The organism is Pseudoxanthomonas sp. GM95, from assembly GCF_900109775.1.
Classification (GTDB): Bacteria; Pseudomonadota; Gammaproteobacteria; order Xanthomonadales; family Xanthomonadaceae; genus Pseudoxanthomonas_A.
Window position 1 is genome coordinate 453,653 of the sequence record NZ_FOAX01000001.1, and the last position, 14,149, is coordinate 467,801.

14 protein-coding genes are annotated in these 14,149 nt (G+C 69.1%); 6 read left to right on the top strand and 8 right to left on the bottom strand.

The window, feature by feature from the left end:
• Positions 1–40 precede the first annotated feature (40 nt).
• From BMZ17_RS02065 to BMZ17_RS02080, 4 genes are all read right to left on the bottom strand, one after another.
• Positions 41–829 (bottom strand): N-formylglutamate amidohydrolase, encoded by a 789-nt coding sequence (locus BMZ17_RS02065; protein ID WP_093134823.1) that lies wholly within the window; start codon positions 827–829, stop codon positions 41–43.
• On the bottom strand, positions 810–1,361 hold the full coding sequence (locus BMZ17_RS02070; protein WP_093134826.1) for an NUDIX hydrolase: 552 nt from the start codon (positions 1,359–1,361) through the stop codon (positions 810–812). Before BMZ17_RS02070 ends, BMZ17_RS02065 begins: the two co-directional genes overlap by 20 nt.
• A gap of 4 nt (positions 1,362–1,365) precedes the next feature.
• Complete coding sequence (locus BMZ17_RS02075; RefSeq protein ID WP_254775222.1) at positions 1,366–2,259, bottom strand: 5'-3' exonuclease; 894 nt, start codon at positions 2,257–2,259, stop codon at positions 1,366–1,368.
• 82 nt (positions 2,260–2,341) lie between these two features.
• Positions 2,342–2,923, bottom strand: a complete 582-nt coding sequence (locus tag BMZ17_RS02080) for a nitroreductase family protein (RefSeq protein WP_093134833.1) — start codon at positions 2,921–2,923, stop codon at positions 2,342–2,344.
• A 132-nt stretch (positions 2,924–3,055) separates the two neighbouring features.
• Here BMZ17_RS02080 and BMZ17_RS02085 point away from each other — a divergent pair, with 132 nt between their 5' ends.
• The 3 genes from BMZ17_RS02085 to BMZ17_RS02095 all read left to right on the top strand — a co-directional run bounded on the left by BMZ17_RS02085 (position 3,056) and on the right by BMZ17_RS02095 (position 9,049).
• Complete coding sequence (locus tag BMZ17_RS02085) at positions 3,056–5,281, top strand: DUF1631 family protein (protein WP_093134836.1); 2,226 nt, start codon at positions 3,056–3,058, stop codon at positions 5,279–5,281.
• Positions 5,282–5,424: 143 nt separating this feature from the next.
• Positions 5,425–7,809, top strand: a complete 2,385-nt coding sequence (locus BMZ17_RS02090) for a DUF1631 domain-containing protein (RefSeq protein WP_093134839.1) — start codon at positions 5,425–5,427, stop codon at positions 7,807–7,809.
• A gap of 145 nt (positions 7,810–7,954) precedes the next feature.
• Positions 7,955–9,049: an NAD(P) transhydrogenase subunit alpha gene (locus BMZ17_RS02095; protein WP_093134843.1), complete on the top strand. Its 1,095-nt coding sequence runs from the start codon at positions 7,955–7,957 to the stop codon at positions 9,047–9,049.
• A gap of 22 nt (positions 9,050–9,071) precedes the next feature.
• On the opposite strand, the gene BMZ17_RS02100 is transcribed toward BMZ17_RS02095, so the two are convergent.
• The 3 genes from BMZ17_RS02100 to BMZ17_RS02110 are packed head-to-tail and all read right to left on the bottom strand — an operon-like array spanning position 9,072 to position 10,473.
• Positions 9,072–9,536, bottom strand: coding sequence for a DUF3106 domain-containing protein (locus BMZ17_RS02100; protein WP_093137992.1), 465 nt, complete (start codon positions 9,534–9,536; stop codon positions 9,072–9,074).
• Positions 9,537–9,541: 5 nt separating this feature from the next.
• On the bottom strand, positions 9,542–9,910 hold the full coding sequence (locus BMZ17_RS02105; protein ID WP_093134848.1) for a hypothetical protein: 369 nt from the start codon (positions 9,908–9,910) through the stop codon (positions 9,542–9,544).
• On the bottom strand, positions 9,907–10,473 hold the full coding sequence (locus BMZ17_RS02110; protein WP_254775167.1) for an RNA polymerase sigma factor: 567 nt from the start codon (positions 10,471–10,473) through the stop codon (positions 9,907–9,909). Before BMZ17_RS02110 ends, BMZ17_RS02105 begins: the two co-directional genes overlap by 4 nt.
• Positions 10,474–10,614: 141 nt before the next feature.
• Between BMZ17_RS02110 and BMZ17_RS02115 the strand changes: the two genes are divergently transcribed.
• Both BMZ17_RS02115 and BMZ17_RS02120 read left to right on the top strand, forming a co-directional pair.
• On the top strand, positions 10,615–10,914 hold the full coding sequence (locus BMZ17_RS02115) for an NAD(P) transhydrogenase subunit alpha part 2 (protein ID WP_093134853.1): 300 nt from the start codon (positions 10,615–10,617) through the stop codon (positions 10,912–10,914).
• Complete coding sequence (locus BMZ17_RS02120; RefSeq protein ID WP_093134858.1) at positions 10,911–12,365, top strand: NAD(P)(+) transhydrogenase (Re/Si-specific) subunit beta; 1,455 nt, start codon at positions 10,911–10,913, stop codon at positions 12,363–12,365. Before BMZ17_RS02115 ends, BMZ17_RS02120 begins: the two co-directional genes overlap by 4 nt.
• Positions 12,366–12,395: 30 nt before the next feature.
• Here BMZ17_RS02120 and BMZ17_RS02125 read toward each other — a convergent pair whose 3' ends face one another.
• Positions 12,396–12,806, bottom strand: a complete 411-nt coding sequence (locus tag BMZ17_RS02125; RefSeq protein ID WP_093134863.1) for a hypothetical protein — start codon at positions 12,804–12,806, stop codon at positions 12,396–12,398.
• A gap of 178 nt (positions 12,807–12,984) precedes the next feature.
• Here BMZ17_RS02125 and sufT point away from each other — a divergent pair, with 178 nt between their 5' ends.
• Positions 12,985–13,536: a putative Fe-S cluster assembly protein SufT gene (gene sufT, locus BMZ17_RS02130; RefSeq protein WP_093134866.1), complete on the top strand. Its 552-nt coding sequence runs from the start codon at positions 12,985–12,987 to the stop codon at positions 13,534–13,536.
• The last annotated feature ends 613 nt before the right edge of the window (positions 13,537–14,149 follow it).

Sequence of the window (14,149 nt, forward strand, 5' to 3'; positions counted from 1 at the left end):
CAACTCGGGGGAGGTTGTACCGGTATAGCACCCCGGAAACCTACGCGTGCGTGAAGCCCGGCGCCAGTGACGTCAACATGTTCGCAAGGCGCTGCGCCCACTGGGCCTGGCCGGCGTCGTCGGCGATCAGGTCCTGGCGGATTTCCAGCTCCAGATGCACCAGTCCGCGCGCTTCGCCATGCACGGGAATCGCGTAGTCGGTCTGGTCGCTGACCGCGTACGGCTGGTTGTCGCCCACCACCAGGCCATCGGCTTCCAGCAGTGGCTTGAGCGCCATCGCCAAGCGGTTGTCGCGCAGGTAGAGCACGCCGGCGTGCCAGGGCCGGATGATCCCGCCGAACACCGGCGTGAAGCTGTGCATCGCGATCAGGATCGTCGGCTGGCCGCGCGCGGCGCGCGCATCGAGCTGGTCGCGGATGGCCGCGTGGTACGGCGCGAAGATTTCCTCGGCGCGCTGGGTGCGCTGCGCTTCGCCGGCGGCGACATTGGCGGCGATATCGGTGCCGTCGCTGATCGCCGGGATCGAGCCGGGCGCCGACAGCGGCCGGTTGCAGTCGATCACCAGGCGCGAATAGGTCTGCAGCACCGCCGTGGCCTCCAGCAGCGCGGCCAGCTTGCGCGTGGTGCCAGCGATGCCGATGTCCCAGCCGATGTGGCGGTCCAGTTCGACCTGCGGCAGGCCCAGCTGGTCCAGCGCGGCCGGTACGACCTGGCCAGCATGATCGGCGATCAGCACGAAGGGCGAGGGCGCGCCGTCGCCGATCAGGGTGAACGGGGACGGATCGTCCGGTCCCAGCAGCGTGGTGGCCTCAAGCACGCGGCGCACCATCCAGGTGGTGTTCGATCATCCACAGCCCGGCCCACAGCTTGGCGTCGAGCTGGTAGCCCTCGCCGAGTTTCTGCACCAGCCATGCCGCGGCCTGGGTGCGTGGCACTTCGTGCACGGTGATGTTCTCGTCGCCATCGCCGCCGCCTTCGCCGACCTTGGTCAGGCCGGTGGCGCGGACGAAGGCGATGCGCTCGTTGGTCGAACCCGACGACACCGGGCCGATCAGCAGCACTTCGGCATGTTCGGCAGTCCAGCCGGTTTCTTCTTCCAGCTCACGGATCGCCGACAGCTCGATGGATTCGTCGGCATGGATGTCGCCGACCAGGCCGGCCGGCATCTCGATGGTGTTGGCCTGCAGCGGCACGCGAAACTGCTCGACGAAGACGATGTTGTCCTGTGGCGTGACCGCGATGATGATCGCCGCCAGCCCGCCGGCGTGCGCGCGCTCGGCGTATTCCCAAGTGCCGCGCCGGATCATGCGCAGGTACTTGCCGTCGTACATGACTTCAGCGGGTTCGGTCTTGGAGCTCATGGGATCAGGCCGGTTCGTAGGAAGGGAAATGCGGCGCGTCGTCGCTGGGCGGTGGCGTCCACGGCTGCTCCAGCCCGGCCGCGGCACGCAGGCGGCGGCGCAGGGTCGGGCCGAAGCGCACCGCATCGGCCAGTGCGTCGAGCATGTCGCCATCGACCGGCCCGCGGATGAATCCCGGCGTGATGCCTTCCAGCGGGGCATCCAGGGCGATCGTGGTCAGCTGGCGCCACAGCAGCGCGTGTTCGCGCTGTTCGCGCAGGCGCGCGGCGGCTTGCGCGGCACCGCGCATGCGCAGGAAGGCCACTTCGTCGCTGCGCGCCAGCAGCGCGTCCAGGCTGCCGAAATGCGCCAGCAGGATCGCCGCGGTCTTGGCGCCGATGCCGGTGACGCCGGGAATGTTGTCGATCGCATCGCCGCACAGCGCCAGGTAGTCGGCGATCTGGTGCGCTTCCACGCCATGCCGCGCCTTGACGCCGCCCATGCCCCAGCGCAGGCCGCGGGCGAAATCCCACTGCTCGTCGTGGGTCCACAACAGCTGCGAGAGGTCCTTGTCGGCCGAGACGATCACGCCGCGAAAGCCCAGCGGCCGCGCCGCGTGCAAAGCGCTGCCGATCAGGTCGTCGGCTTCGTATTCGGTATGGGCCAGCACGTTCAGCCCCATCGCCGCGCACAGCGCCTTGCAGTGCGCGAACTGGCGCCGCAGCTCGGCGGGGGCCGGCTCGCGGTTGCCCTTGTAGGCGGGGTAGAGCGCGTGGCGGAAGCAGCTATCCAGCGCTTCATCGAACGCCACCACGATGTGCTGCGGGCGTTCGCGTTCGCTCAGGTCCAGCAGGAAGCGCGCGAAGCCATGCACCGCGTTGGTCGGCCAGCCTTCGGCATCCTGGAACTGGTCCGGCATCGAGTGCCAGGCGCGGAACACGTACAGGCTGGCATCCACCAGGTACAGCGGCTGCGGCCGCGGCGCCTGGAGGGTGGGCAGTTCAGTCACGGCCGTTCCAGTCGGTCAGCAGCGCGGCGGGGTCGGGACGCTCGCGCTCGGGGACCTCCATCGCGGCGGTGCCGATGTGCATGAAGCCGGCGATGCGCTCGTCCGGGCCCAGGCCCAGTTCCGTGGCGATCACCGGATCGGTCGCCGCCCAGCCGGTCAGCCATTGCGCGCCAAACCCGTAGGCCTGCGCGGCCTGGAGCAGGGCGAAGCACACGCTGCCGGCGGTCAGCCATTGCTCTTCCAGTGGCACTTTGTGACCGGGCTGGAGGCTGGCCACCACGGTGATGATCAGCGGCGCGCTGGAAAACCGTCCGCGATCCTTCTCCACCGCCGCGGTTGGCGCGGCCGGATCTTTTTGTATGGTGCGCGCGGCGAGCAGGTCGCCGAGCGCCTGGCGGGCCGCGCCTTCGATCCGGATGAAGCGCCACGGCACCAGCTTGCCGTGATCGGGCACGCGGCTGGCGCTGGCCAGGATCCGCAGCAGCGTGGCCGAATCGGGGCCTGGCGCATGCAGCTGTTTCGACGGAACTGAACGACGCTGGTCGAGGGCTTGCAGCAGTTCTGGGGTACGCATACGCTTCAGTTTAGCTGCTTGGCACGCTTTTTGAGTGAGAGGCAGATCGACCGGTGGCATGGACGCGGATCACACACCAGCCGTCGTACGCTTCGGAATCTTTCGGGCACTCAGGGGGCTTGGTGTCGCGGCATGGCAAGTGCGTTTACCCAGGAAGCCAAGCGAGATCGCAACACCGCACTGCTTGAGCACGTGCGGTTGCTGGCGATCGTGCCGGTGGGCGAAATCTTCCAGGCCGTCGTCGATGTGCTGCCCGCGCGCTTGGATGAATACGCTGGCCGCGCCGGCGATTCGCAGATCGACCTGATCGAGGCCAAGCACGAGGTCCGCCGCCGCCGCGAGCGCAGCCTGTCGCGGTTCCGTTCCCACCTGGTCAACGCCTGGCAATTGTTGGAGCTGGGCCGGCCGCTGTCGGTCGAATACAAGCTGGCCGACACCGACCTGGACGAAGACGGCGCCAAGAAGCTGAGCCTGCTCAGCTACCAGGACATGGAAGTGCGCCTGGCGATCCGGCGCATGGCCGATGCCATCGCCCACCGCTGGCGCCCCGAACTGATGCGCGTGAATCGCTACGTCGGCCTGCTGGCCGGCGGCATCCGGCTGGGCGACGACACGCTGCCGTTCGGCCCGCATCACATTGGCGCCGGCGTGTTCGACGCGTTCGAGGAAATGACCCTTGCCCCGGCCGCGCGCCTGGCCATCATCCGCATCTGCGAGGAAGAACTGCAGGAGCGCCTGGGCGTGCTGTATTCCGGCCTGGAGCGGCGGCTGGTGCAGGTGGTGCGCAGCTCCGAGAGCGCGCTACTCAAGCCGCGCGCCCGCACGCGCATTCCAAGCGCCCGTTATCTCAACGATGACGATGCCACGCCCGAGGAAGCGCCGGACTGGATCGCGCGTTTCTTCGCGCAATGGCAGCCGCCGTCGGCCAGTGGCCCGGTCGCGGCCGGTGCCGACCACGTGCGCGTGGCCAAGGAAATCCTGCCGGGCGAACTGCACGCCTTGCTGCAGCGTTCGCGCGACGAAGAGGCCGGCGATGTCGATCGCCGTCGCCATCTGTCCCAGCGCGAACTGCTGTCGGTGCTGTCGCTGATGCAGTCCATGCCGGGCGAGGCGCAGGCGCCGGGTCCGCGCGACGGTCCGCTGCCGCAACTGCTCAAGCGTGACGTGCTGGCCACGGCCGGCAAGCTGGGCATCGACGCCACCCAGGTGCGCCTGGCGCCTGTAGACGAAGACACCGTCGACCTGGTGGCGATGCTGTTCGACGTGATGATGGACGAGTGCCACCTGCACGGCGCCGAGCGCGCCGGGATGCTGCGCCTGCTGGTGCCGTATGCGAAGGTCGCGCTGCTCAATCCCGAGCTATTTTTGCGCGAAAACGATCCGCCGCGCCGCCTGCTCAACCTGCTGGCCGACGCAGCCGAGGACCTGACCGGTGGCGACGTGGCTGAGAAGCAGCTGCGGGTGGAGTTCGACCGCACGCTGGACCGCATCACGGCTGATTTCGCCGAACACACCGAGGTGTTCGCGGTGTTGCTGCAGTCCTTCGGCACCGCCTTCGCCAGCTATCGCCGCCGGGTGGAAATCGCCGAACGTCGCGCCACCGAGATGCATCGCGCGCAGGAGCGTCGTGACGAAGCGCGGCGTTTTGCCAACAGCGCCGTCGCGGCCCGCGCGCAGGGGCGCACGCTGCCGCCGGCGATCCAGGATTTCCTCGACCGCTACTGGGCGCCGTACGTGGGCATGACCGTGCTGCGTGGCGAAAGCGGCGCGGCCGACCTGGCCGACGCGCTGGCCCTGGCCGACGCGCTGCTGGAAGAACTCGACCTGGCCCGCGTCAACGGCCAGGCCCGACCGTGGCTGGAGCAGCTGCAGCCGTCGCTGACCAAGTTGCTGGACAACCTGGGGCTGAGCGCCGGCGATGCCGAAGCTGCTCGCCAGGCGCTGCGCGAGGCGCTGTCGGTGCAGGCGCCGCAGGACCACGCCGTGCAGGCCGAGCTGCCGCCGCTGCCGCGCCCGCTGCCCACCGCCCAGCCCGAAGCGCCGGCGCCGAGCGCTTGGGAAGAGCCGCTTCCGCCCGAAGAGGTCGACGAGGTCACCGCCGACTACTTCCGCCAGATGCCGATGGGCACCTGGCTGGATTTCGTGTCGCGCGACGGCAGCGTGCGCCCGGGCAAACTGAGCTGGGTCAGCCCGATTTCAGCCAGGCTGATGTTCGTGAACCGGCGCGGCGGGCGCCTGTGCGTGGCCTCGCCGGATGAGTTATCGGCGCTGGCGCACCTGGACCGGGTCCGCACCCACCGCCACGAAGACGCCTTCTACAGCGCCATGCAGGGCGCAATCGACCAGCTGGAACACTGAGCCGACACCTTTTTGCTTTAGCGTCGCAGGGGATTGCCAATTTCGTCACGGTTCATAGGCCGGGCGATTCACTACGATCACGCTTCGCGGACCCAGGGGCCGCATTCCCCCACGTTTCAGCACCCACGGACGCCCTCGCCCGTATGTCCCCATTCGCCGATCTCCAGAGCCGCCAAGGCCGGAACGCACGCCTGCTCGAACAGGCGCGGGTGACCGTGCTGCCCGCGCTGGTGACCGCGTTCGGGGATGCGCTGGGCAAGTTCGACGATGCGCTGTTCGACCGCGCCGAGCGCGCCGGTCCGGCGCAGATGGCGTTCCTGGATGGCATGCGCGAGTTGCGCCGCCAGCGCGAGCCGGCGATCTCGCGCTTCCGCCAGCACCTGGAAAAGGCCTGGCAGGCGCTGGAAGACGGCGTGCCGCTGTCGATCGACACCGCCCTGACCGATCCCAACGTCACCGGCCTGAGCCTGGTGTCGGAAACCGAACTCGAATCGCGCCTGGCCGCGCGCAACCTGGCCAGCGTGGTCGGTCGCGACTGCCGCCAGGTGCTGACCCGCCTGGATCGCCGCCTGGGGATCATCGCCGCGGTCGGCGACCTGGATTCGGACCACAACCCGATCGGCCCCGAGCATGTCGGCGTGGCCATGCACGAGGCGTTTTCCGGCTGCGATTTCACGCTGGACGTGCGCCTGACCGTCATCAAGCTGGGCGAGCGCGAGCTGGTCCCGCACCTGGCGCGCATCTACGAGGTGCTCGACCAGATGCTGGTCCAGGCCGGCGTGGTCGGTGAGCTGCCGGCCGCGCGCAAGCCTGCGCCGCCGCGCCCAGTCACACCGCCGGCGCAGATTCCTGGCCTGGACACGGTCGAAAGCCGCAACGTCGCCGACCTGGGCATGCCCGCCGGCAACGACGACGCACTGCCGGCCTGGATGGCGCGCTTCACCGAACGCCTGCGCGGCAGCGAGCCGTGGCAGAGCGGGGCAGAAGCGGCGGGTGGCTATGCGGGCACCAATTACGCGGGCGCCGCCGATCCTTCGATGGGCGTCGGCGCGCAGGGCGTCCTGCTGGAGGCGCTGCATCACCTGCTGCAGGAGTCGCGCGGGCATCGCGGCGAGCCGTCGGCCGATTACGGCACCGGCCGCGGCCACGCCGGTGGGGGCCTGGAAGGCGACACCCGCTCGCTGTCCAAGCGCGAAATGCTGTCGGTCCTGTCCTCGCTGCAGACCACGCCCAGCGCCACGCTGCAACGCGCGGCCGCTGGCGGCACCAACGAATCCCTGGCCCAGCGCCTGAAGAGCGAAGTGCTCAACAACGCCGGCCAGCTGGGCATGGAGCCGGGCAGCACGCGCCTGTCGCCGGTGGACGAGGATGCGATCGACCTGGTCGGCATGCTGTTCGACGTGATGCTGGACGAGCGCGACCTGGAAGTGCAGTCGCGCGAGCTGATGGGCAAGCTGGTGGTGCCCTTCGTCAAGGTCGCGCTGCTGGACCGGCGCATGTTCGTGCAGAAGACCCACCCGGCGCGTCGCCTGCTCAACGTGCTGGCCGAGGCCTGCGAGGGCAATACCGGCGAAAGCGCGGCCGAGCGCGTGCTGATGGCCAAGGTCGAGGAAGTCGTCGACCGGCTGGTGGCCGAGTTCAACGAGAACCTGGCGATCTTCCTCACCCTGGAAGAGGAGTTCCGCGACTTCCTGGGCCAGCACAAGCGCCGCATCGAGATCGCCGAACGCCGCGCCACCGAGCTGCAGCGCGGCCAGGAACGCCTGGAAGCCGCCCGTGCGCGCGCCAGCGCCGAGCTGGCCAAGCGCCTGGAAGGCCGGCGCGTGCCGCAGACGATCGAGGATTTCCTGCGCCAGCCCTGGGCGCATCACCTGACCATGGCGCTGCTGCGCGATGGCGAGGACAGCTCGATGGCGGCCAGCGCACTGGCCCTGGCCGACGGCGTGCTGCAGGAGCTGGCCGAGGCGCAGATGCAGATCGTCGGCAAGCCGTGGCTGCAGGAATGGCGCCACGGTTTGATCAAGGTCTTCAGCAGCGTCGGCATGGGCGGCGAAGCGGCCGGCTCGGCCATCGATGCGCTGCACGACACGCTGCAGGCGGTGTCGGTGTCGCGTCCGGACCTGGAACGCGCGCTGCCCGACCTGCCGCCGGTGGCCGAACCCGCTGCGCAGGCCGCCGCCGCGCAGGCGCCGAACCTGGAACTGGTCGGCGGCACCGATGCGCTGGATTTCGACAGCGCCGATGCCGATCACTTCCGCGCGCTGCCGATCGGCACGTGGCTGGATTTCGTCGACAAGGACAACAAGGTCCAGGCCGGCAAGCTGTCGTGGGTGAGCCCGATCTCCTCGCGGTTGCTGTTCGTCAACCGCCGCGGCGTGCGCTTCTGCGTGGCCTCGCCGGAGGAGTTGGCAGTCATGGTCCGCCTGGGCCGGCTGCGCCGGCATCGCCATGAAGATGCCTTCGACAGCGCGATGCAAGGCGTGATCGACCGCCTGGATGGCGCCGGCCGTCAGCCGGCCGACGCCTGATCCGCCGCAACCAGCGCGGGTGGTTGCCGCAGCCCGCAGGAAGGTTTCTCGTCATTTTCCCGTCCGTCGCACGTGCCCCTCGCGGCGCCGGCGGGTGGATGCCTTTGCTAGCATCGCCGCTCTTTGAACAATGGGCGGAACGGGGATGACGGTCGACGTACGGGTGGTGCGGGAAACAGCGGCAGGCGAGCGACGCGTGGCCGCCGTGCCGGAAACCGTGAAGAAGCTCATCGCCGCCGGCGCCGCCGTGCAGGTCGAAGCCGGCGCCGGTGCCGCCGCCGGCTTCACCGACCAAACCTATCTGGACGCGGGCGCCACGCTCATCGATCCCGCCGCGCCTTTGGCTGCCGGGCTGGTGCTGTGCGTGCAAAGCCCGGAGGCCGCCGTGCTGTCGAGCTGGCCGGCAGGGACCGTGCTGGTCGGCACGCTGCAGCCGCAGGCCGATGCGGCCCGCGCGCAGGCGCTGACCGCTGCCGGCGTGGTGGCCTTCCCGCTGGAACGCCTGCCGCGCACCACGCGCGCACAGGCCATGGACGTGCTGAGCTCGCAGGCCGGCATGGCCGGTTACAAGGCGGTGCTGATCGCCGCGGAGCTGACCCCGCGCTTCTTCCCGATGCTGACCACCGCGGCCGGCACGATCCGCCCATCCAAGGTGCTGATCGTCGGCGCCGGCGTAGCCGGCCTGCAGGCCGTCGCTACGGCCAAGCGCCTGGGTGCGCAGGTGGAAGGCTTCGACGTGCGCCCGGAAACGCGCGAGCAGATCGAATCGCTGGGCGGCAAGTTCCTGGACCTGGGCGTCAGTGCGGCTGGCGAGGGCGGCTACGCGCGCCAGCTCACCGATGAGGAGCGCGCCGAACAGCAGCGTCGCCTGGCCGAGCACCTCAAGGGCGTGGACACCATCGTCTGCACCGCCGCCGTGCCGGGCCGCCCGGCGCCCAAGATCATCACCGCCGCCATGGTCGCCGGGATGAAGCCGGGCAGCGTGATCGTCGACCTGGCCGCGGAGACCGGCGGCAACTGCGAGTTGACCCAGCCGGGCCACAACGTGCTGTCCGATAACGGCGTGACCGTCGCCGGCCCGCTCAACCTGGCCAGCATGGGCGCGGTCCACGCCAGCGAGATGTACGCGCGCAACGTCTACAACTTCGTGGCGCTGTTCCTGAAGGACGGCACGCTGTCCTTCGACTGGGAAGACGAACTGCTGGCCAAGACCCGCTGGCAGGCCGACGCGGCCGCCTGACACAGGGCCGGACGATCCGGATTCAGTCCGGATCGTCGTCGCGCTGCGGCGGGTGCGTGCGCACCCAGTCCTGGCGCTGCTGCGGGGTCATGCTCTTCCACGCATCGCGCAGCTGCTTGCGCTGCGACGGCGGCAGGTCGCGCATGTGGTCGAACAGGGCGCGGGCTTCCTCGCGCTGCTGCGGATTCATGCCCTCGTAGCGGCGCACGCCCTGGCGCGCCTGTTCGCGCTGCTCCGGGGTCATGTCGTGCCAGCGCTGGGCGTGTTCCATCATTCTCGGGCGCTGCTTCGGATCGGCGTTCCAGCGTTCGCGCAGCTGGGTCACCAGCACGTCGCGCTGCTGCGGGGTGAGCTGTTCCCATGCCGGCCATTGCGTCTGCGCGCCGGGCGGCGGAGGTGGTGCCGGCGGGCGGGCCTGCTGCGCCCACAGCGGCGCGGCCGCGGCAGCCAGCAGGAACAACAGGATCAGTCGAAGCGGTGCGCGCATGGCGGTCATTCCGTGGTCGGCGAGGCGTCCGAGCCCAGCCAGACGTAGAGGTCGGGATTCTGGTCCAGCACGTCGGCGGTGCTGACGAAGTTGTCGGCGTCGCTGCTGGCCTGCATGGCGGCGACCGTGGCCGGTTGGCTGCGCGCCGGGGCCATGGGCGTCTGCGTCGGCATCAGCTGGGTCGCGGCCACCATCGCCAGCAGTGCGGTACAGGCCGTGGCGCCGAGCCAGGCGAAGGTGCGGCCGCGGCGCGGACGCGTTACGGCGGCATGGCGCGCGCTGCGCAGCCTGGCAAGGGTCTGTGGGGAGACCGCACCGAGCGACGCGGCGTGCAGCTGCCGCAGGTCGTGGTCGAAGTCGGACGGGGTATTCACCGGAAATCCTCCAGCTGCTTCTGCAACGCGTCGCGCGCACGCGACAGATGGGTTTTGACCGAACCTTCCGAACAGCCCATGGCGCGGGCGGTCTGGGCCACGTCCAGCTCTTCCAGCACGCGCAGGGTGAACGCCTCGCGCTGGCGGGCGGGCAGCCCGCGCAGGGCCTGCACCAGTTTGCCGTACGCCTCGCGCTGGTCGTGGCTGCCGGAAGGGCCGGGCGTGTTGTCGGCCCAGTCGATCAGGCTGTCCTCGCTGCGCTCGCTGGCCGGCAGCATCCACTTCAGACGGAAGTTGCCGCGCCGCTGCAGATCGATGATGCGCCGGCGCAGGATGCTCCAGAACAGCGGCGTCCACTCGGCGGCCGGGCGATCGGCGTAGCCCAGCATCTTCATCATCGCGTCCTGGACCGCGTCCAGGGCGTCGTCGCGGCTGCGCAGGCCGGCCTCGGCGAAGCGGAAGGCGCGCGTGGAGATGCCGGCCAGGAACGCTTCCAGCGACGCAGGCAGGGCCTGCTCGGCGGTGTCGGCAGGGTCCGGCGGATCAGGGATGAGGGGGCTCACCAGCACAGCTTAGCCATGGCAGGGGGGAGACTGGTGCGAACGCGTCACCGGAGCAGGGGTTGACCCCGGTCTCAAGCCAGTCAGGCCACGGTTATGATGCCGCCCCGGCTTTTTGCCGGACATCCACGGGGAAATCAGTCCATGAGCGACGGCTTCGTTGCGCTGTACATCTTCATGCTGGCGGCCATCGCCGGCCACGTCATCATCTCGCGCGTGCCGGTGATCCTGCACACGCCGCTGATGTCCGGCTCCAACTTCATCCACGGGATCGTGCTGATCGGCGCGATGGTGGTGCTGGGCCACGCCGACACCACGCTGGAAAAGGCGCTGGGCTTCCTGGCGGTGCTGCTGGGCGCGGGCAACGCCGCCGGCGGCTACGTGGTGACCGAGCGGATGCTGGACATGTTCAAGTCCAGCAAGAAGCCGGAGGCAGGCAAGTGAACCTGACCACCGTCGAGCTGCTGGACTGGGTGGTCAAGGCCAGTTACCTGGTCGCCGCAACCCTGTTTTTGCTGGGCCTGCAGCGCATGGCCTCGCCCAAGACCGCGCGCAGCGGCATCCACTGGGCCGGCACCGGCATGCTGGTGGCGACCATCGCCACCTTCTTCCTGCCCGACCTGCACAACATCCCGCTGATCCTGGCGGCGATCGTGATCGGCGTGGGCGCGGCGTGGGTGTCGGCCAAGAAGGTCGCCATCACCGACATGCCGCAGATGGTCGCGCTGTACAACGGCATGGGCGGCGGGTCGGCCGCGGCGATCGGCGCGGTGGAACTGCTGCGCCTGTCGTTCCTGCTCAATCGCGACACCAGCAACTGGAGCGATCAGGCGATTGCCGACCTGGCCGCGCGCCAGCCCAGCGCGACGATGCTGGGCCTGGCGGTGATCGGCTCGGCGATCGGTGCGGTGTCGCTGTCGGGCTCGGTGATCGCCTGGGCCAAGCTGGACGGCCGCCTGGACAAGCGCGTGACCTTCCCGGGCCAGCAGGTGTTCAACCTGGCCGTCGCCGTGGCGGTGGTGGTGCTGGGCCTCTGGGCGGCGGTGAGCCTGAGTCCGCTGGCGATCGTGGCGTTCTTCGTCACCGCGCTTGCGCTGGGCGTGCTGATGACGCTGCCGATCGGCGGCGCAGACATGCCGGTGGTGATCTCGCTGTACAACGCCTTCACCGGCCTGGCGGTGGCGTTCGAAGGCTATGTGCTGGGCAACGAGGCGCTGATCATCGCCGGCATGATGGTCGGCGCGGCCGGCATCCTGCTGACCCGCCTGATGGCCAAGGCGATGAACCGCCCAGTCACCGGCGTGCTGTTCTCCAACTTCGGCGGTGGCGGCACCGCGGCCGAGATCAGCGGCTCGCAGAAGCCCATCGAAGCCGGCGACGTGGCCGCGATGATGGCCTTCGCCGAGCGCGTGGTGATCGTGCCCGGATACGGCATGGCCGTGGCCCAGGCCCAGCACAAGATCTGGGAACTGGCGCAGCGGCTGATCGAGCGCGGGGTGAAGGTGAAGTTCGCCATCCACCCGGTCGCCGGGCGCATGCCGGGCCACATGAACGTGCTGTTGGCCGAGGCCGGCGTGCCGTACGACCTGATCGCCGACATGGATGACATCAACCCCGAGTTCGCCAACACCGACGTGTCGCTGGTGATCGGCGCCAACGACGTGGTCAATCCGGTGGCCAAGACCGACCCGGGCAGCCCGATCTACGGCATGCCGATCCTGGACGTAGTCGATTCGAAGAACACCATCGTGATCAAGCGCGGCAAGGGCACCGGCTTTGCCGGTATCGAAAACGCCCTGTTCTACGCCGACAACACCCGCATGCTGTACGGCGACGGTGCCGAAGCGGCCAGCGCGCTGGTTAGCGAGTTGAAAGCCCTCGACGGCGGCCACTGAGCCGCCGCGGCCACGCCATCGCTTCGCGGTTCAGCGCGAGGCGATGGCCGCGCCGATCACCGCCAGCGCCAGCAGGGCATAGTCCAACGGCGTATTGGCGAGCAGGAACAGGGTCCTGGCCAGGTGCCAGCCCAGCTTCACGGCCGATTCCTGCGGGCGCACGCCCATCGTGACGCCCATCTGCAGCACCACGATCCCCCAGCTGGCCCACGCCACGCCGACTGCGGTCAGCCCGGCGGCCCAGGCCATGCGCAGGCGTCCGGCGGCCATGCCGCCCATGCGCAGCGACAGGGTCGCCGTCAGCGCGATCACCAGCGCCATCCAGCTGCACTGCGCGCCCAGGTAGAACGCCAGGCCCATCCAGATCAGCGATTGCAGCAGCGCCAGCAGCACGAACAGGGACAGGGCGGTGAGCGGGGGAAACCGGGTCGGGGCAGGCATCGGCGCGCAAGCGAAGGGCAATCGGTCAAGGATACTGCGCCAGGCCCGTCCGCCGGGACGGACGAGGTCGCCGTGGCGGCCCTGCAACGCTGTGGGGTGCCGATGGGGCCCGGCTGGCGCCGCGCGCCCGGTAGAATGCGCGCTTGCCTTGCCTCCGCGCGTCCCCATCTTTCCCCGCATGTACTCCAGCAGCAGCGAACCGGTCCAGTTTGAGCGCGATTGCGCCGCCGTCATGGTGCCCGCGGGCGAAACCGTGACCCTGCCGGCCGGCACCTACGGCTACATCACCCAGGCGCTCGGCGGCAGCTACACCGTGTTCGTCGAAGGCAACCTGTTCCGCATCGCGGGCAAGGATGCCGATGCGCTGGGCAAGGAACCGGCCGCGCCGCTGGAACTGGTAAAGGACGCCAGCGACGAACAGGTCGAACAACTGGTGTGGCAGCAGCTGCGCACCTGCTTCGACCCGGAGATCCCGTTCAACATCGTGGACCTGGGCCTGGTGTACGAGGTGGACATGCGCCATCGCGAGGATGGCCAGCGCGAGGTCGGCGTGCAGATGACGCTGACGGCGCCGGGCTGCGGCATGGGCGACATCCTGGTCGACGACGTGCGCAGCAAGCTGGAAATGATCCCCACGATCGCCGAGGCCGACGTCAACCTTGTGTTCGACCCGCCGTGGGGCCGCCACATGATGTCCGAGGCCGCGCGTCTCGAGATGGGCATGATGTAAGCGTGCCGCGCGCAGTGATGCGCGTGCGCTCCATCCCAGCGTGGTTGGCATTCCACCACGCTCGACACTTCGGTTTTGGCCGCCAGTACGCGCGCACTGCAGCGAGCGATGCAGCGCGTATCACGTGCAGCGCGTTGTCCACACGCATGCGCCATGGGGTGTCTCGTGCGCGCATGAACCTGCGCCATCGGCGATGCCATTGGCTGACAAAAACATCCTGCACGGCGTGATCGCACCGCGGGTGCTGGAACAGCTTCGCAACGACGACTGCAAACGCAGTCCCATCTTTGAAATCTGAAATCGTCTTCCTGACAAACATGGCCATGAACCGTGTTTGACTCGCCTCGCATTGTTACTTTTGAACACGCCTTCGATGGCGATGTTCATTGGCTGGTGGAATCGCGATGCGACACGCCTCCGCCGCCATCCGCAATGGGCCAGACAGGAAGTCGAACGCATCCGCCGCAGTACTCCAGGGCAGCAAGGATCGCCATGACGGCCATCCAGTCCCGCGGCGCGATGACGATTCCAGGCAGATTCCTGGGCCCGCGGCCGCACCGGCACGGTTGCCAGTACGGATTGCTCCGCTTGGTCGCATGAAGACGCCGCTTTG

Coding starts and splice junctions, on each gene's coding strand:
- BMZ17_RS02075 (WP_254775222.1), bottom strand. CDS start 2,259: ATGCCGGACCAGTTCCAGGATGCCGAAGGCTGGCCGACCAACGCGGTG.
- BMZ17_RS02090 (WP_093134839.1), top strand. CDS start 5,425: ATGTCCCCATTCGCCGATCTCCAGAGCCGCCAAGGCCGGAACGCACGC.
- sufT (WP_093134866.1), top strand. CDS start 12,985: ATGTACTCCAGCAGCAGCGAACCGGTCCAGTTTGAGCGCGATTGCGCC.
- BMZ17_RS02095 (WP_093134843.1), top strand. CDS start 7,955: ATGACGGTCGACGTACGGGTGGTGCGGGAAACAGCGGCAGGCGAGCGA.
- BMZ17_RS02070 (WP_093134826.1), bottom strand. CDS start 1,361: ATGAGCTCCAAGACCGAACCCGCTGAAGTCATGTACGACGGCAAGTAC.
- BMZ17_RS02100 (WP_093137992.1), bottom strand. CDS start 9,536: ATGCGCGCACCGCTTCGACTGATCCTGTTGTTCCTGCTGGCTGCCGCG.
- BMZ17_RS02085 (WP_093134836.1), top strand. CDS start 3,056: ATGGCAAGTGCGTTTACCCAGGAAGCCAAGCGAGATCGCAACACCGCA.
- BMZ17_RS02080 (WP_093134833.1), bottom strand. CDS start 2,923: ATGCGTACCCCAGAACTGCTGCAAGCCCTCGACCAGCGTCGTTCAGTT.
- BMZ17_RS02125 (WP_093134863.1), bottom strand. CDS start 12,806: ATGCCTGCCCCGACCCGGTTTCCCCCGCTCACCGCCCTGTCCCTGTTC.
- BMZ17_RS02115 (WP_093134853.1), top strand. CDS start 10,615: ATGAGCGACGGCTTCGTTGCGCTGTACATCTTCATGCTGGCGGCCATC.
- BMZ17_RS02065 (WP_093134823.1), bottom strand. CDS start 829: ATGGTGCGCCGCGTGCTTGAGGCCACCACGCTGCTGGGACCGGACGAT.